The organism is Streptomyces solicavernae (assembly GCF_029968095.1).
Taxonomy (GTDB): domain Bacteria; phylum Actinomycetota; class Actinomycetes; order Streptomycetales; family Streptomycetaceae; genus Streptomyces; species Streptomyces solicavernae.
In genome coordinates this window covers 170,488-187,674 of the sequence record NZ_JASCIR010000012.1, presented here as the reverse complement: position 1 = coordinate 187,674, position 17,187 = coordinate 170,488, and the positions used below count along the sequence as shown (strand labels likewise).

Annotated in this window: 14 protein-coding genes and 1 pseudogene; 6 read left to right on the top strand and 9 right to left on the bottom strand. The window is 68.3% G+C overall.

The genetic code is table 11. From position 1 onward, the window contains the following. Positions 1-220 precede the first annotated feature (220 nt). A complete protein-coding gene (locus QIS99_RS16745; protein WP_282514185.1) occupies positions 221-778 on the bottom strand; it encodes a DUF2690 domain-containing protein in 558 nt (185 codons plus the stop codon). 783 nt (positions 779-1,561) lie between these two features. On the opposite strand from QIS99_RS16745, the gene argE reads away from it, so the two are divergent. Both argE and QIS99_RS16735 read left to right on the top strand, forming a co-directional pair. Beyond that, entirely contained in the window at positions 1,562-2,749 is a 1,188-nt protein-coding gene (gene argE / locus QIS99_RS16740; RefSeq protein ID WP_282514184.1) for an acetylornithine deacetylase, read from the top strand. A 146-nt stretch (positions 2,750-2,895) separates the two neighbouring features. Next, on the top strand, positions 2,896-4,212 hold the full coding sequence (locus QIS99_RS16735; RefSeq protein ID WP_282514183.1) for an MFS transporter: 1,317 nt from the start codon (positions 2,896-2,898) through the stop codon (positions 4,210-4,212). 84 nt (positions 4,213-4,296) lie between these two features. On the opposite strand, the gene QIS99_RS16730 is transcribed toward QIS99_RS16735, so the two are convergent. Further along, complete coding sequence (locus QIS99_RS16730; protein WP_282514182.1) at positions 4,297-4,824, bottom strand: MarR family winged helix-turn-helix transcriptional regulator; 528 nt, start codon at positions 4,822-4,824, stop codon at positions 4,297-4,299. Between the two features lie 49 nt (positions 4,825-4,873). Between QIS99_RS16730 and QIS99_RS16725 the strand changes: the two genes are divergently transcribed. After that, positions 4,874-6,145: a multidrug effflux MFS transporter gene (locus tag QIS99_RS16725; protein WP_282514181.1), complete on the top strand. Its 1,272-nt coding sequence runs from the start codon at positions 4,874-4,876 to the stop codon at positions 6,143-6,145. A gap of 124 nt (positions 6,146-6,269) precedes the next feature. Here QIS99_RS16725 and QIS99_RS16720 read toward each other — a convergent pair whose 3' ends face one another. From QIS99_RS16720 to QIS99_RS16710, 3 genes are all read right to left on the bottom strand, one after another. After that, positions 6,270-7,307: a baeRF2 domain-containing protein gene (locus QIS99_RS16720; protein WP_282514180.1), complete on the bottom strand. Its 1,038-nt coding sequence runs from the start codon at positions 7,305-7,307 to the stop codon at positions 6,270-6,272. 113 nt (positions 7,308-7,420) lie between these two features. Beyond that, entirely contained in the window at positions 7,421-7,906 is a 486-nt protein-coding gene (locus QIS99_RS16715) for a Dps family protein (RefSeq protein ID WP_282514179.1), read from the bottom strand. A 157-nt stretch (positions 7,907-8,063) separates the two neighbouring features. Then, on the bottom strand, positions 8,064-9,383 hold the full coding sequence (locus QIS99_RS16710) for a PP2C family protein-serine/threonine phosphatase (RefSeq protein WP_282514178.1): 1,320 nt from the start codon (positions 9,381-9,383) through the stop codon (positions 8,064-8,066). 79 nt (positions 9,384-9,462) lie between these two features. Here QIS99_RS16710 and QIS99_RS16705 point away from each other — a divergent pair. Further along, positions 9,463-9,618, top strand: a pseudogene (locus tag QIS99_RS16705) (MarR family winged helix-turn-helix transcriptional regulator); the annotation flags it as partial. Between the two features lie 220 nt (positions 9,619-9,838). On the opposite strand, the gene QIS99_RS16700 reads toward QIS99_RS16705, so the two are convergent. After that, entirely contained in the window at positions 9,839-10,246 is a 408-nt protein-coding gene (locus tag QIS99_RS16700) for a nuclear transport factor 2 family protein (protein ID WP_282514177.1), read from the bottom strand. A gap of 466 nt (positions 10,247-10,712) precedes the next feature. Here QIS99_RS16700 and QIS99_RS16695 point away from each other — a divergent pair, with 466 nt between their 5' ends. Continuing rightward, entirely contained in the window at positions 10,713-12,434 is a 1,722-nt protein-coding gene (locus tag QIS99_RS16695) for an amidohydrolase (protein WP_282514176.1), read from the top strand. A 223-nt stretch (positions 12,435-12,657) separates the two neighbouring features. On the opposite strand, the gene QIS99_RS16690 is transcribed toward QIS99_RS16695, so the two are convergent. From QIS99_RS16690 to QIS99_RS16680, 3 genes are all read right to left on the bottom strand, one after another. Continuing rightward, positions 12,658-14,103 (bottom strand): aldehyde dehydrogenase family protein, encoded by a 1,446-nt coding sequence (locus QIS99_RS16690; protein WP_282514175.1) that lies wholly within the window; start codon positions 14,101-14,103, stop codon positions 12,658-12,660. A gap of 128 nt (positions 14,104-14,231) precedes the next feature. Further along, positions 14,232-14,678, bottom strand: coding sequence for a cupin domain-containing protein (locus QIS99_RS16685; RefSeq protein WP_282514174.1), 447 nt, complete (start codon positions 14,676-14,678; stop codon positions 14,232-14,234). Between the two features lie 125 nt (positions 14,679-14,803). After that, the gene (locus tag QIS99_RS16680) at positions 14,804-15,769 is read right to left on the bottom strand and encodes an AraC-like ligand-binding domain-containing protein (protein ID WP_282514173.1); all 966 of its coding nucleotides are present in this window, start codon (positions 15,767-15,769) and stop codon (positions 14,804-14,806) included. 236 nt (positions 15,770-16,005) lie between these two features. Between QIS99_RS16680 and QIS99_RS16675 the strand changes: the two genes are divergently transcribed. Beyond that, on the top strand, positions 16,006-17,163 hold the full coding sequence (locus QIS99_RS16675; RefSeq protein WP_282514172.1) for an ABC transporter substrate-binding protein: 1,158 nt from the start codon (positions 16,006-16,008) through the stop codon (positions 17,161-17,163). Positions 17,164-17,187 lie beyond the last annotated feature (24 nt).

Sequence of the window (17,187 nt, the reverse complement as noted above, 5' to 3'; positions counted from 1 at the left end):
CCCGAACTCTCAAGCGATAGCAGCCAATTAGTCACCCCGTGACAGCCACCATCCAGCATCCATCGCCCAGCGAAGACACTGGTCAATCCCCCCTATCGCATCAGAATCTACTCCCAACCAACCCACTGCCACAACACCACACAGTCACACACACCACCCACAACCACAACCACAACCACACTCAGGTCGCACACCTGGTCCTGCTGGCGCACTTCCCGAATCACCGCCAAGCCGTCGCCTCGGTTGCATTGATGCAGTAGCGCTCGTAGGTGCTCTCGCCACCGGACTTGGGTAGCGCACAGGCGGTGACCTGGAACTCGCCGTCACCCACGCTCACCATGCTGGTGAACTTGTCGTCTCCGTACTCGATCTGGGCAGTGCGCTTGGCTCCCCCTGTGGCCTCTGCCGTGACCAGATCCCCTGGGCTCCCGCGTTCGACGCGCGCCCATACCGCCTGACAGTCCTCGCTGTAGCGGAGCTGGAGAAGGGCGGGGTTGGCGACGGCGGGCTTGTAGGTACGCGCGTCTTCGCCGCATCCCTGGTTCTGAGGGTTCTTCCCCTCACAGGCCTCACCCGGACAGCTCGGCTCGTCGAGGAAGCTCTTCATCAGGTGATCCCCGAGAGGGGTCACAACAGCAGCCGCCACGGCGCCGACGATCGCCACGGCGTAGGCCAGTTTTGTCGCGCTGTTGCGCCTGTTCCGCCCGCCGCGTGTGGGTGGTCGTGACTCGGGCTCGGGGGGCGTTGCGGAGTTGTCGCTGGTACTGCCTGTCGTCACGGGAACCACCTTGGCGCGCTGATTGGGAGAGACAGAATCCACCCCTGTTCCCGCAGAGGAAAGGCTCACGTCCGAGGCACAGGAGGCGTTGCAGGCGCGCAGGCCGCCTCCTTATGCGCCCCTCGCTCACCCAATGACAACACCGCGGACCGAGCAGGACGCGCTCAGCCGGTGGCCGGCCACCTGACCCCGCAATGGAGTGTCCGCACTCGGCGCTGGCGCCGATCGCGTCCACGGCCCGATCGTCCTGGCCGTCGTGGAGATCAGGTTCATGGCCGCTCCCTTCACGCTGAGCGCGGCACAGTGACAGCGGACAGCGGACAGCAGACAGCAGACGGGGGCGCAGGAAGGATCTGCGGGTCGCGCAGTGCTCCGTGCCGAGTTGGGCGAGTGCGACGTCGATCGCGCTCAACGTGACAGGTCGGTAGTACGGGCGCGGGCGGCGCGGATCGGCCCGTCGGCTCGGCCCTGAGCCTGGCGAGGGCGCTGGCGAAGCATCCGGAGGTCCGGGGCCGAGGCGGACCAAGGCGCACCGCAACAAGGTGCTCGCGGTGCCGGACATGGCTGGCACGGCTCGGGGGCAAGGTGTGTGCCGCCGCTGCCGCCGAGCGCCGGCACTGAAATGGCGCTGGAACTGGCGCTGGAACTGGCATATCCAGGTGCGCGTGGTGGTTGTATGAAACCTGCGTCGTCTGTCCGCTGCTGGTGTCGGGGCTCTGCTGCCGTCAGCACACCGCATGCGTACGCACGTACAACCCGTCCGATCCATTGGAGGCTCTGCACATGCCGGCCGACAGCACTGCCCTGGTTCCGTCCGATGTGACGTTGGAATGGATCACTCGTCTCATCGGCATCGACACGACGAGCCGTGACAGCAACCTGCCACTCATAGAGCTGATCGCGAAGGAGATACGCGCCCACGGCATCGAGCCGGTGATTGTTCCCAACTCCGAGGGTACGAAGGCGAATCTGCTCGCCACGATTCCCGCCGCCGACGGGTCGGCCACCGGCGGTGTTGTCCTGTCGGGACATACCGATGTCGTTCCCGTCGACGGACAGCCGTGGAGCAGTGATCCGTTCCGGGCCGAGGTGCGTGACGGCCGGCTGTACGGGCGAGGTGCGTGTGACATGAAGTCGTTCGTGGGCGCGGTCGTGGCGAAGGTGCCGGAGTTCACCGGTACGCGGCTGAGTGAGCCGGTGCATCTGGCGTTCTCGTACGACGAGGAGATCGGCTGCGCCGGTGCACGGTCACTCGTCGAGGAGTTGGGGCGGCGGGCGCTGCGGCCGCGGGCGTGTGTGGTCGGGGAGCCGACGAGTATGCGGGTCATTCGCGGGCACAAGTCGATCACGGTGGTGCGGGTCGTTTTTCATGGTGTGGCGGCGCATTCGTCGTTGACGCCGCAGGGGGTCAACGCGATTGAGTATGCGGCCCAGTTGGTGCGGTTCGTGCGTGCCTTTGCTGAACGGCAGCGCGTGGAGGGGCCGTTCGACGAGTTTTACGAGGTGCCGTTCACGACGGCGACGGTCAATGAGATTGCCGGTGGTATCGCGGTCAACACCGTGCCGGCGGAGTGCTCGTTGAGTTTTGAGTTCCGTGCGGTCGCGGGCATGGATGTGGACGAGACGATCGAGTTGTTCCGGGCCGAGGTGCGGCGGATCGAGGCGTTGATGCGTCAGGAGAACCCGGACGCGCGGGTGGAGGTGTCCATCGGCGCGAAGGTTCCGGGGCTCGACACTGCGCTGGACGCCGAGGTCATGGACCTGGCGTCGCGGTGGGGTGGTGAGGTGAGTTCGGGGAAGGTCACCTACGGCACCGAGGCGGGGCTGTTTCATCGGGCCGGGATTGCGACCGTGGTGTGCGGTCCGGGAGACATCGCGCAGGCGCATGCGCCGGACGAGTTCGTCGAGCTTGAGCAGATCGCGCGCTGTGAGGCCTTTCTGGACAACCTCATCGGTCATCTGCGGTGCTGAGCAGGCTGGTTCAGCCGCTCAGCGCTCAGCCGGTCAGCCGGTGCCGTCCGTCCCCGGCGTCGCTCGGCGTCCTCTGCGCCGCTCGGCGTCCTCTGCGCGTCCTGTGAGCCGTCTCCACCGCACCGAAGAGAAGAGGCCCCCCTGTCATGACCGCCACACCCGCCGGGTCCGGCGCCGGCGCACCCTCCGTCCCTTCGGCGGTGAACGTCACGCCGGAACGTATCGCGGCCGCCCGCAAGGCGGTGATCAGCAGCTCGATCGGCGCGGCCCTTGAGTGGTTCGACATCATCGTCTACGCGTCGTTCGCGGTCGTCATCGCGAAGAACTTCTTCCCCGGAGGTGACGCGGGCCTCGGCCTCATCCTCACCTTCGCGACGTTCACGATCTCCTATCTCGTACGGCCTGTGGGCGGTCTGCTCATCGGCGGGTACGGCGACCGGCACGGCCGCAAGAAGGCACTCACCCTGACGCTCCTGCTGATGATGGCCGGGACCGTGCTGATGGCCGCCGCTCCGACGCATGAGGCGGTCGGAGCCTGGGCGGGCCTGATCATCCTGGTGTCGCGGCTCGTCCAGGGCCTTTCGGCCGGTGCGGAGTTCGGGACCGCCACGACGTTCCTCATCGAGACGGCGCCGCACCGCAAGGCGTACTACTCGTCCTGGCAGGTGGCCAGCCAGGGGGCGTCGATGTTCCTCGCCTCTGCCTTCGGTTACGTCCTGTTCACATATCTGTCCGAGGAGGACCTGTACGCCTGGGGCTGGCGGATTCCGTTCATCGTGGGCGTTCTCGTCGGGCCCGTCGGCCTGTACATCCGGGCGCGACTGTCCGAGACCGAGGAGTTCCGTCAGGGGGTGCGGGAGCGTACACCGGTCCGGTCCACGTTGACGCGTCACCTCGGGAGGGTGCTCGCCGGTGCCGCGTGCGTCGGGGTCGCGACGATCTCCGTCTACCTCATCCTCTACATGCCGACCTTCGCGGTGAAGAGCCTCGGGGTGCCCGCCGACGCGGCCTACCTCGGTGGGGTCGTCGCCGGTCTTGTCACGCTCGTCGGGGTGCCGTTCGTCGGCAGGCTCGCGGACCGGGTCGGGCCGGCGCGGGTGATGACATGGGCGGCCGTCGCCGCGCTGGCGCTCGCGTGGCCGCTGTTCAAGACGCTGACCAGCTCACCGACCGTAGCCACCCTGGTCGGGGTCATCGCGGTCCTCGGCGTGATCATGGCGTTCTACTTCGCCCCGCTTCCCGCCCTCCTCACGGCCCTGTATCCGGGCGAGGTGCGCACCACCGCTGTTTCCCTGGCCTACAACCTCGGTGTGACCCTCCTCGGCGGCATCGCACCCCTCGCCCTCACCTGGCTCATCAGCCGCACCGGCTCCCTCAACTCACCCAGCCTGTACTACATGGGCGTCGCCGCCGTCTCCCTGACCGGCCTCTGGTACGTGCGGCGCCAGGACGGCGTGCACTGACCCGTCCCGGCGGCCGGTGGTGGTCGGGAGTCGGGGAGTACGTCGCAGCAAGTCGGGCCCTGGAGGCGGCTGTCCCACCGCACCTCATGCGCCCGGTGGCGTGTGAGCCTGGTACTGGGGGTCATCCGCGACGTGCCGTTCCATCACTGCGACGAGGCGGGTCAGCGCGTCCACGATTGCGCCGCGGTCCTGCCCCAGGCCCGCGAACATCTCTGCCTCGATGCCGAGCTGCCGCGGGAACAGGTGGTCGACGGCCTGCTGTCCTGCCGACGTGACGGTCACCAACGCCGCTCGCCGGTCGGCGGGATTGGGGTTCCGCTCGATGTAGCCCCGCCGCTCCAGCTTGCTCAGCGCCTTGCTGACCCCGGCCTGCGAGAGGTTCATGTGGTCGGCGATGCTGCGGGCGATGACCGGCCCATGTGCGTACCGGAGGGGGATGAGCAGGTCCAGCTCGGGTGCGGTGAGCGATGCCCCGTCATAGAGCGGTTCGAGGGCCCGGTCGAGCAGGGCGGAGGCTCGTTTGACAAGGACAACAACCTCCATGGGGGAGGTGTCCAGGCCGGGATTGTGCAGGGCCCACTGCTCGCGGACCTTCGAGGGCTGGAGGGACACCGCTACTCCTCAATTGCATAACCGGTGAAGTATTAGTTATGTTTTTGCCATGCTACCCCAGACACACCTGCGCGAGGGCACTGCCCACCCCGCCACACCCAGCTCACCGAAGAGCAGCTTCGCGCTGATCATTGTGCTGGCGGCGCTCACCGCTGTCGCTCCACTCGCCATCGACATGTACGTGCCCGGCTTCCCCGCAATGGGCACCTCGCTCCATGCGAGCAGTTCGGCAGTCCAGCTCACGATGACCGCCTTCCTCGTCGGGATGGTGGTCGGCCAGCTCTTGATCGGCCCGATCAGTGACGGCGTCGGACGGCGCACGCCGCTGATAGCCGGTGCCGCCGGCTTCGCTCTGCTGTCGCTGGTGTGCGTCTTCGCGCCGAACGTCCAGACACTCATCGCCGTCCGCTTCCTCCAGGGCTTCGCCGGCGCCGCAGGCATGGTGCTGGCCCGCGCAGTCATCACCGACCGCTTCCAGGGCGCCGACATCCCCCGCTACTTCGCACTGCTCTCGCAGATCCTCGGCGTCGCCCCGGTGGCCGCTCCCGTCCTGGGCGGCGCCATCCTCTCCCTCTCCACCTGGCGCGCCGTATTCGGCTTCCTTGCCATCATCGGCGCCGCGCTGCTGGTCGCCGTCCTGTCCGGTGTGCCGGAGTCGCTGCCGCCGGAGCGCCGCCACAGCGGGGGCATCACGAGCAGTTTCCGCGCCATGGGCACACTTCTCGGCGACCGCGCCTTCATGGGCTACGTACTCACGCTCGGTTTCGTCTCCGCGGCCCTCTTCGTCTACATCAGCGGTTCCAGCTTCGTCTTCGAGAACCTGCACTCCGTGTCGTCCGGAATGTATTCACTGATCTTCGCCGTCAACGCCCTCGGCATCCTTCTCGCCGGCGCCGTCTTCGCGAGGCTGGCACGCCGCGTCCGGCTCAACACCCTGCTGGTCTCCGGTGTGTCCATCGCGGCGCTGGGTGCCGTCGCTCAGCTGGTCCTCCTCGGCGTCGCGGGTGAGACCTTCACCGGCACATGGGTCTGCCTGTTTGTCACCATGGTGGGCGTCGGCCTGACCTTTCCGGCCACTATGAGTATCGGCCAGACACTCGGACGCCAGGCCCCTGGCGCCGCCTCCGCCCTGCTCGGCGGACTCCAGTTCCTGTTCGGCGCGATCGCCGCCCCTGTGGTCGGCCTGTTCGGCGAATCCAGCTCCGCCCCGATGGCCACAATCATGCTGGTCGCCGTTGTCATCGCAGGGCTCGCCCTGCTCCTCCTGGCCCGCCCGTGGCTCGGGCACGGCGAGGTCGAGCCGGAGACGGCCCGCCCCTGACGGCATCAACATGCCGACGGCACAAGGGATGTGCAGCCGACGCCGTCTCTGTTGAACAGGCCACTGCCCGACCCGGCATCCCCTGGACCGGGGCCCCGCGCCGGGTCGGGCATACGCAGCGGCCTCAGTAGCGCAGCCGGGCGGCGACACCGTCCTGGCATCGCATGGGCGGCAGGAGCTCGGAGAAGGAGGCGTTACCGAGGACTGCGGCACGGAAGAGGAGCAGATGCGCCGGTGCGCTGAACACGGTGGGATCTTCGCCAAAGGCTGCCGGGTCCGTGCCCAGGAGCAGCGGATCCTTCCGAGAGGCGAAGAGCGTGGCGTTCGCCGCGTCACTGTCGGGCGCGAGGAACAGCGTCTCCACCCTTCCTGCCGCCAGGGCCTCCTTCACGGCCGGGATGCCCTCCAGAGCCTGCCCTCGGCCGAGCGCCTCCTTCAGCTCCTCCAGCGCAGTGCGGTGGGCCGTGGCCGAAACTTCCGCCAGTGCCGCATCAGCCCCCTGCCGCAATGCAGCCCGAGCCTCGTCGTCGGCGCGGCCGCCGCCGACTTGCACGAGGGGGACGGGCAGCGTCTCCAGGTGCTCCCGCAGGATTCCATAGGCCTTCGGGTCTCCGGCGACCAGCACTACTTGGGCTTCCACCGCGTCCACGGCTTCGCGTACGTCCTGAGCGGCCTGGGCGGTGTTCTCGTTCCACACGTTGACGGTGCGGCGGTGGAACGACGCCTGCGCTTCGGCTCCCGCCCGTACTCGGGTGATGTGCAGCGTGCTGCCGTTGAAGGTGCGCTGGAAGGCGGGCTCGTGGGCAGCGGCCGGGAAAGCCTCCACGTCGGCGCCTTCGCGGTCCACTGCGACGACGACGTGGGCCACTTGATGGTCACGGTCGAAGGCCAACAGGAGGGGGTCCGGCGCAGGGAGCGACCTCGCCGAGTCGACCGTTGGCGCAGCAGCAAGGGTGTAGGCGCCGAGCACCTTTCCCTCCGTGGCGAACAGGGCCTCCCCCTGGGGTCCGGGAAGATCGGGAACGCCGCCGACGACGTCGTCCAGCGCTTCGAGCGTCGGGAGGTCGGCGCCCTGCTCTGCCAGGTCTCGGCGCACCGCTCGCCATCGCACGTCGATGCGCCGGTCCGCGTCGGGTACCGAGCGGGTGGTGTCGAGGTACACCGAGACCACGGGCCGGTCGGAGTCGACGTAGAGCGGACGGAGGTAGGAAATGTCCATGGTGAGGATCCAGCCAATCCAGGAATCTAGGGGCGGCCCAGGCGGGGTGCCCAGGTTCAGTGGTCAGTCCGTCCGGATTTCATCCGGAACATCCAGTGGTGCTTCTCCAGCTCCCCCACCAGGCCGATGAAGAGGTCCTCGGTCACCGGGTCCACCTCTGCGACAGCCGCGATGCGCTCTCGGCCCTTGGCGATGGCCGTGTCGAGAGCAGCCACTACCGCGTCGACCGCAGCCGAGTCCTCCTGCCAGCCTTCCGCGACCGTCGCGATGGAGGACTCGAAAGCAATCGTGGAGGCGCGCCCGTCCGGGGGCACTCCGAGCGTTGCGGCGCGTTCGGCTACCTCGTCGGCGCGGCTCCGTACGGTGCCTTCGAGCTCGTCGAGCTGAAGATGCACACTCCGGAAGTGCGGACCGACCACGTTCCAGTGCAGTTGCTTGGAGACCAGAACGAGATCGAGCAGGTCGACCAGCTGAGCCTGAAGCGCCTCCGCTGCCGTCTTGCGTGCGCCTTCTGAAAGTTCAGCGTGCTTTACGTCTGCCATGTGCCCTCCTGGGTGATGTTTGCCGCATGAAGCTGCTTTTTTTTCTACATATAGCGTTAATTCGGTCATTTAGCGCCTCGTGAGGTTCCGCTGTCCGGAGTGAGCCGCTGGAAGCGTCACCTCCCCTTCTGCACCGGGCCGCGGAGTGTCCCGGTAGTCACCGAAGCGCCCCGGACGTCAGGCCGCCCTCTGCCGGGACGGCCCCCGTGACCTCGGCAGCGGCGGTCAGCGTGCGGGATTCCGCGCCGCTCTCTGTGGCGCCCGGCGCCGAGTGCTCCTGCCGCACGGCCAGAACAGTGGTGTCGTCCGTCAGGCCGGCCACGGAATGGCGAGCGGCGGCGGCACGAACGTGACGTACGAGCCGGCGGGGCTCTGCCAGGTCGGGGTCGACTCGGAGCGCGGTGTTCAGGTCGTCGCGCAGAGGATAGAAGTCGCCGTTGCCGTCGCGTGCCTCCGTCACACCGTCGGACACCAGCAGGAGGGTCTCCCCCGCGGCGAGGGGAACGGTGGCGACGTCCGGTACGTCCCCCGTCAGTCCGAACAATCCGAGGGGCAGCGTGGTCACGCCCGGCAGGGTCCGGACACCGTGCTGTCCGACGGCCAGTGGGGTGAGGTGACCGCAGTTGACGATCTCGACGTGGGTATCGCGGGGGCCCGTCGGGTCGCCCTCGGGGAAGTTGACGAGCACCGCCGTGGCGAAGCGTTCGGGCTCCTCACTGCCCAAGGCCTGCATGTGCCCCTGGTGACGCTGCAGCCGCTGGTCCATGCGCACGGCCACATCGACGAGGTCGACCTCGTGGGCTGCGGCCTCGCGGAAACTGCCGATCAGCGCGGAGGCGCATGCCACAGCGTTGAGTCCCTTGCCCTGGACATCGCCAAGGACGAGGCGCGTCCCATGGGCGGAGGGCTGGATGTCGTAGAAGTCGCCACCGACCCTGGCGGCGACATCCGCGGTCGTATACGCGGCAGCCTGCTCCAGGCCTGCCCAGCGGGACGGCAGCGGACGCAGCACGGTGCGGCGTGTCGTCTCGGCGACCTCACGGATGTGGCGGACCCGGCGTTGAGCGCGCAGCCGGCCCGCACAGGCCACGAGCGCGCACAGACCGCCGACAGCTACCAGGATCAGCCCGGACAGCCCTTCCATATGGGGGTCCGGGTGAGAAGCGTCGACGCCGGAGTAGACGAGCACAGTGAGAACGCCGTAGGCAGCGGTGGCGCGCATCCCGCACAGGACTGCGGCCAGGCCGGGGACGAGAACGACCCAGACGATGCTGTGGAAACCGCGGCTGGTGACTGCGTCGACGGCCAGGATGCCGACCAGCAGGGCGGCGGGCGACAGGAGGGCCAGCCCCCGCTGGTACAGCTGCCGGAGCCTGGTCTCGTCAACCTGGTCGGCCAGGGCGCCGAACGCCGCCACCGAGCCGTAGCCCGATGCGAGCGATGCGGTGCGCAGGTCTTGCGTGACGTACTTGCCCATGCATCCAGGACAGCACGATCGGTCACGCCCCCGGGGCGGCCGAAGGTCCCGACTGCGTAGTCTCAACGTCCTGAACTTGAACTCGGTTCTCCGTGGCTCCGAGCTGGCATGGACGGCGTTCGTCGTGCTGTGGTTCGTGTGGGTGCGGGGCGAGTCCGAGTCTCCACCGTCGCGGGGCCATGCCGCCAAGGAGGCGGGCATCCCGCAGGGAACGCTGACCGGTGTCTCCCGCACGCGCGCTCCCGCTGCGCCGACCGGGCCGTCGAACAGGCGCTGTTGGGCGGGATCTGTGTGCGCGGTGTCCTCGGGGTGCCGCCGCACTGCGGCGAACCAGCCCTGCCCGGCGGCCCGTTCGAGAGCCTCCACGGTTCCGTCCGTGGCACGCGCCGTGACAGCGGGCCCGCGGCCCGGTCGGTCGACAGGGAGCTCGCGTGTGCACCCCGCCCCTTCGCGCGTCAGCCCCGGTCCAGGTCCCGGCCCTCGCTCCGGTCCCGGCGGAAGAACGTCTTGCCGGCGATCTTCCACACTCCGTCCGCACGGACCAGGGAGAAATGGTTGGTGAAGTCATGGCCCTGGTAGCCGGACTCTTCGAGCACGGCCACGGCCACTTCGCCGCTCACTTCGACGGAGTGGATCGTGTACGTGTAGGCCCGGGCCCATTCATCCACGCCGGGATCGTCCGCCACGACCTCGCAGAACGTCTCGATGGGCGCGGCAACCAGCTGTCGGCCGAGGTAGCCCCACATGTACGCGTCGGGTCGGAAAGCCTCCCGTACCGCCTGAGGATCTCCGGCGCTCACGGCTGCCGCATAGGCTTCCACAGCCTTCCGGACGCCGTCCTGCGCTTGTGCGCGGTCACTCATCTCGTTCCCCTCTCAGGTTGTGGGGTGACACCACCGTGAACGCTCCGACGCACACCGGGATCGGCCGCGTCGAGACGACCGCCGTGGTTCGGCGGACGTTCGCCGGTAGGCAAGGAACAGGCCTCCGCCTCGACTTCACACCGCCAGTGCCTCGATCACGTCCGATGCCTGGCCCTTGCGAAGTCCTTGTCGGGGCCCGCACCCAGCATATAGTTTGATCTCAAACAAGTAACCGCTGTACGCCGTACCAATCCGCTGTGTGCCCGTACCAATCCGGTCCGACGCGAGGCATCGCATCCCATCCACGCACTGCGGCAGCGGAGCCTTCCTGCCGCACCCGTGAGCGCTGCGCGCGGTGATCACGGAGCACTGCCCGACGCGTCCGCAGGAACCACCCAACCGCCGCCCCGGCGCACGTGTCCAGGGCCGGCCCTTCCTCACCGTTCATCTGCCAGAAAGGTCCCTCATGCCAAAGACAGCAGATCTCATCCTGACCGGTGGCGACGTGTTGTCCATGGACGCCGCGTTCTCCGTCGCCCAGGCGGTCGCCGTAAGAGACGGCCGAATCCTCGCCGTGGGGAGCGACGCGGCGATCGCGGCTCACACCGGACCGGACACACACGTGATCGAACTGTCCGGCCGGACCGTCCTGCCCGGGATCAACGATTCCCATCTGCACGCCGCCGCATGGGCGCTGACCGGACCACCGTTCGCGTTGAACACCGGTCACCCGGCCGTACGGTCGATCGCCGACATCGTTGCAGCCGTGCGAACAGCCGCAGCCGGAACGCCCCTTGGAGAGTGGATCACCGGCCTGGGATGGGATGTCGGCTACCTGGAGGAGTGCCTGGCCGACCCGGCGCGCCGCCCGCACCGCAGCGACCTGGACGCCGCCGCGCCCGATCACCCGGTCTGCCTGACCGACTTCTCCGGCCATATGGTGTGGGCGAACTCCAAGGCGCTTGCTCTCGCCGGGATCTCGCACGGCACCCGGTCGCCGACGGGCGGAGTGATCGAGACCGACGCCGCCGGCGAGCCCACGGGCATCCTGAAGGAGACAGCGCAGGCGCTCGTACAGGGACTGATCCCGCCCGCGACCGTGAGCCGGCGCAAGGACGCGATCCGGGAAGCCGTGGCGGCGCTGCACGCGGAAGGCATCACCAGCTACACGGAGCCCGGGCTCGGCCCGGGTGGTGCCGAGATACTCGGCGGCGGCCTGGACACGACCACACTCGATGCCTACATCGAGCTGGCCCGCGCGGGCCAACTGGCCGCACGGGTCCGGGTGTTGCTGCTGCCCGCTCCCATGGGCGGCTCGGCGGTCGATGTGGCGGCAGGCCTCAAGGGACTGGCAGTGCCGGACGACGTGGACGCCAGGCGGCTCGCGGTCATCGGTGTCAAGGTGTTCGCCGACGGAGTGCCCCCGAACGAGACGGCCTGGATGCAGGATCCCTACCCGGGGGGCGGTCACGGGTCTCTCTGTGTCCACGGTGCCAGCGCCGGCCTGAAGCAGGCCGAACTCGCCGAGATGATACGAGTCGCGCACACGGACGGATACCAGGTCGGGGTGCACGTCACCGGTGACCGGGCGATCGACGCCGTGGTCGACGCCTTCGTCGACGCCCAGCGGGACCATCCGCGTCCGGATGCCCGGCACTACGTCATCCACGGCGACTTCGCCTCCGCGCAGAGCCTGGCGAAGCTCGCCGCGCACGGGTACGGCATCAACATGAACCCGGCCATCAAGTGGACGATCGCGGATCTGATGGACGGCATCGTCGGCAACGACCGGTCGGAGTACCAGTGGCCCGTGCGCTCCGCGGCAGAGGCGGGCATCGCCGTCTGCGTCGGCTCCGACGCACCGATCACCGCACCCAACTGGCGCCAGGGCGTCGCGTCCATGCTGCTGCGCGAGTCCAAGGCCACCGGCCGGGTCAGCGGCCCCGGCCAGCGTGTGTCCCTGGAGACGGCGCTGCGCGCCTACACGGTCAATCCCGCGAGGCAGGACTTCGCCGAGTCCTGGAAGGGCACCATCGAACCGGGCAAGGTCGCCGACCTGTGCGTTCTCGGCGGAGATCTGCGCGCCACCGACCCGCACGACATCCCCGCTCTCCCCATCGACCTCACGGTGCTCGACGGGCACATCGTGTTCGAGCGCGCCCGCGTCGGGGACGACGAGGGACGCTGACGGTCGCACCAGGGCAGGTCGTGGGATCTGCCCGGCGGCAACCACGGCTTGCTGGAGGCCCGTTGAGCTTGCAGCAAGCCCGTCGAGCGCTCGCAGCAAGACTGGTTGTGCTCGCAGCAAGCCGGTTGTGCTTGCTGCGAGCCCGTTGACTGCGGGCACCGGCCCGGAGCGGCTTCTCGCACGCGGCTTCGCCCGCCAGAGCAGTCGGCCGCCCTCACCGGATTCAGTACCCGTAATGCATCCACACCGACTTGAGTTCGGTGTAGGCGTCCAGCGCCCACGGCCCCATCTCACGACCCCAGCCGGAGGCCTTGGCGCCGCCCCACGGGGCTGCCATGTCCGGGATCGGCGGCATGTTGACGAAGACCGAGCCCGCTCTGATCCCCTCGCAGAAGCGGTGCGCGGTCTTGATGTCGCGCGTCCAGACCGTCGCCGCGAGACCGTATTCGGTGTCGTTCGCGCGGTCCAGTACGGCATCGAGCTCATCGGTGTCCTCGTAGCTGGTCGTGGCCAGCACCGGACCGAAGATCTCCTCACGCATGACGGTCATCTCGTCGGTGACTCCGGCGAACAGCGTGGGCTGGTAGAAGTAGCCCACGCCGTCGCCGGGTGCGCCGCCGGTGACGAGTTCCGCGCCCTGTTCGCGTCCCGTGTCGACCAGGCGCTGCACATGGCCGCGGTGCCGTTCCGACACCAGGGGGCCGAGCTGGCTGCGCTCGTCGATGCCCGGGCCGAGCCGGAGTTCCCGCAGCCCGGCGGCGAGCTTCTCCACGAACTCCTGCTCGCGCTTGCGGTCCACGTAGAACCGGGTGTAGGCGGCGCAGACCTGACCGCTGTTCAGCGTCGAGCCGGCCAGGTTGCCCCGTACGGCGGCGTCGATGTCGGCGTCGGCCGCGATCACGCTCGGCGCCTTGCCGCCCAGTTCCAGGGTCAGGCGTTTGAGGTTGGACTCCGCGCTTGCCCTGGTGATCAGCTTTCCGACCGCGGTCGAGCCCGTGTACGAGAGGTGATCGACGCCGTTGTGCTCACTGAGCATGGCCCCGACCGTGCCGTCGCCGTTCACCAGGTTGACCACGCCCGGCGGGAAGCCCGCCTCCTCGGTCAGCTCCACCAGCCTGAGGGCCGTCAGCGGAGTCACCTCACTCGGCTTGATCACCACTGTGTTGCCGGTGGCCAGGGCCGGAGCCAGCTTCCACGCCAGGATCATCAGCGGGAAGTTCCACGGCGTGACCAGTGCGTTGACACCGATCGGCTCGCGCCGCGTGTAGTGCAGAGTGTCGGGATACGAGACCGGGTTGGTTGCGCCCTGCATCTTGGTGACCCACCCGGCGAAGTACCGGAAGTGCTCGGCGGCACCGGTGACGCTGACGTTGCGGGAGATCTGGATCGGCTGGCCCTGGTCCCGGGTTTCCAGTGCGGCCAGCTCCTCGTGGTGCTGTTCGATCAGCTCGGCCAGCCGGAAGAGCAGCGCGGCCCGCTGGACCGGGAGCAGCGCCGCCCACTCCCGGCCGCTCAGGGCCCGGCGCGCCGCCGCGACCGCATCGTCCACGTCCGGTGCCGAGGCCGCGCCTACGTCACGGATGACCTGACCGGTCGCAGGGTCACGGGTCTCGAAGCCTTCACCGCGGGCTTCGAGCCACTCGCCACCGATGTACAGACCTGTGGGCACGTGCTGCTCCTTCATGGGAAATCGGTGTACGGCGGTGACTTTCGCGGTCGGCAGTGGCCGCGACCGTTATGGCTGCGGGCAGTGGCCGTGACCGATATGGCTGCTGGTAGCGGCCGCGACCGTTATGACTATTGGTAGTGGCCGTTCCCGCTGAGCGCGACCGCGAAGAAGCGGAAAGGCCGGCGTACGTGGTGGAATCCCAGCGGGCAGTGCTTCGTCCCGGCCGGTATGAATACCGAGCTCGTCGTGGTGAGCACCCGCTTCTCACCTTCGATGGTCATGTAGATCTCGGCGCCGAGGTCGTCCGCGTTCTCCGGGTCGTTTCCGACGAACATCAGAATCTCGTCGTAGTCGTGTTCGTGCTCGCGTACCCACTCGACCTCGGTGTCCACCTCGCCGACCCAGCTGGTGGTGATGTAGGCGCTCGCAGTCGGTACGTCCGCTGCGCGCATCGCGGCCCAGGGCTCACTCAGATTCGCGGGAAGTTCAAAACCTGCGGCGTCGCCCTCGTTGACCATGTCGTCGCCGCATTCCGGGAATTGCGTGACGAAGAGATGACCGAACTTGTCTGCCATCGGGATGCCTCTTCTCCGTTGAGGTGCACATCGGAATACCAACTCGCTTGGCACTCAACAGAGTAGGGAGGGTCTGGCCTGTCTCCTTGTCTTTCACGGCATGGAGGTTGTCTCCGGGCGAACGCTCAGTGGCTGCGACAGTCGCTCGGGCTCGCGCCGTATGCGCTCTTGAACACCCGGCTGAAGTGCGCCGCATCAGGAAATCCCCATCGGGCGGCGATCGAGGAGACGGGGATCTGCGCGTTGATCGGATCGCAGAGCTCGCGCCGGCAGCGTTCCAGCCGACGTTCCCTGATCCATGCGGTCACCGTAGTGCCCTCTTCCCGGAACACGTTCTGCAGATGCCGGGTGGAGACGAAGTGCGCGCCCGCGATCTCGTCGGGTGACAGCGAGCTGTGGCCCAGGTTGGCCTCGATGAAGGCGCGGGCGCGGACGGCCAGGGCACGGTGTGCGCCGGCGGTGTCCTGCCGGCGCAGCTCCAGCCGTTCGGCGAGCGCGGTGCTCACCAGGCCGAGCAGGCTGTGCACCAGCCGCGTGCCACCGGTGCCGCTCAGTGCGTCGAGGTCGCCTGCCATGTTCTGCAGGAATCGGCTGACCAGGCGTCCCAGTCCGTCGTGTCCGGAGATCCTCGTACCGGTGATCGTCGCGACCTGGTGTACCGGCAGGTCGAACATGCTGCGTGGAAACATCATGACCAGTGCGCGGTAGGCCTCGTCGGAGGCAATGGTGTAGGGCCGCGAACTGTCGTAGAGGGTGAAGTCCCCGGTGGTCAGGAGTGCCTCCCGGCCGTCCTGGACGAGGAGTGCGGAACCGGAGAGCTGCATGCTGAGTTTGTAGTAGGCCCGGTCGGCCTGAGCCGCCAGCTTGGGCGTACGCAGCACTCGGCCCGCGCTGGTGTGCAGCCCGCTGATGAGCACGCCGTCCAGATGGAGGCTGCGGATCGAGCCGACGAACGGGCCTGGGCCCTCTTCGACCTGCAACGGCACATACGACTCCGACACCATGCGCCGCCATTCGGCGAAGTCACGGGCGGCCACGGCCTCGACGGCTGTGCTTCCGTCAGAGGCCTGCACCGCGGTGCACGGGTTCATCGCTGCGTCCTCCCTTGCCGGAGACCGATTCCGGCATTCACTCACAGTCGGACGGGTGCGTCCAGGGGAGATCGAAGGCTCGCACGAGCGCGGGCCGCACCGCGCACGTTTTCGCGCCGGCGCAACCGGCGTGCTCGCCCAGTCAAGGCGCACGGTGCAGATGGCGTGAACACTTCCCCGACAACAAGGTGTGCCGGATGCGCCGACACCTGGTCCCCTCGCGACCGGAGTTGAAGATGACACAGTCGATCCCGCGGCGCGGAGTGCTCCGCGCCGGCGGCGCGGCCCTCCTGGCCGGCGGTCTCGCGCCTGCCGTGGCTGCCTGCGGTACCGGAATCCGGAAAGGTCAGGTCGGCGGGCAGCTCGACTTCATGGGCAGCAGCGTCGTGAACATCATCCAGGACGTGCCGGAGTTCCGTACCTGGCTGGACCGCAACGACGTGTACCTGCGCGGCAATTTCCCGCCGGACGACGGGGCGAAGATCGCCAAGCTGGCGGCGGGAGGGGCACACGGCACCAGTCTGGTCATGTGGATCGACCAATTCCGCAGTGGCTGGCTCGGCGCCGACGTCCTTGAGCCGCTGGACCTCGGCCAGATCCCCAACCTGCGCAATCTCATCCCCGGGTTCGGCGGTCCCGACGCGATGCGGGCGCGGAAGGACTCCGACGGCAACACCGTCGGTATCCCCTTCGCCTGGAACGTGCTCGGTATCGCCTACGACGCGGACTCGGTCCCGGAACCCGCTTCCTACTACGACTTCCTCAACCCCGAATGGAAGGGGAAGTTCACGATGCTCGACGCGGCCGGTGCGGTGATGTCGATCGGCTGCCAGATGCTGCGGTACGACCCGGCGACGCTGTCCCCACGCCAGTTGGACGAGGTGAGCGATCTGCTCGCACGACTGGTGCGGCAGGCACGCAGCCTCGCCAAGACGGACGGCGACTCCTTCACTCTGCTCGCCTCGGGCGAGGTCCTGGCGTCGCTCCCGGGCACACCGGAGAGCGTCGTGAACACCGCCGCGCGGGGCAAGGGGTCCATCCGCTGCAACACCAACCCTAAGGAGGGCGGCATCAGTTGGTCCTCGATGTACGGCATCCCCAAAGGCGCCGGCAACCCGACGACCTCCCATGCGTTCATCAACCAGGCCTTGACCGTGCCGGTGGGACGCGCCATCGCCAGGCGGTACGGCGCCATGCCCTCGGTCGAGGGCGCGCTGTCGGCGCTGCCGCAGTGGTACACGGACTCGGTGCCGATCGATCCGCTGGAGCGGACCTTCGCCACGGCGCCGACCACGTACTTCCCGGCCATCGAAGCCCGGACACCTGCGGGCGTCACGTATCGGACGTTCATGGCGGCCTGGCAGCGGGCCAAGCAGAAGGCGGGCCGCGCGTAGCGGCAGGGACCAGTGAGAAAGGCG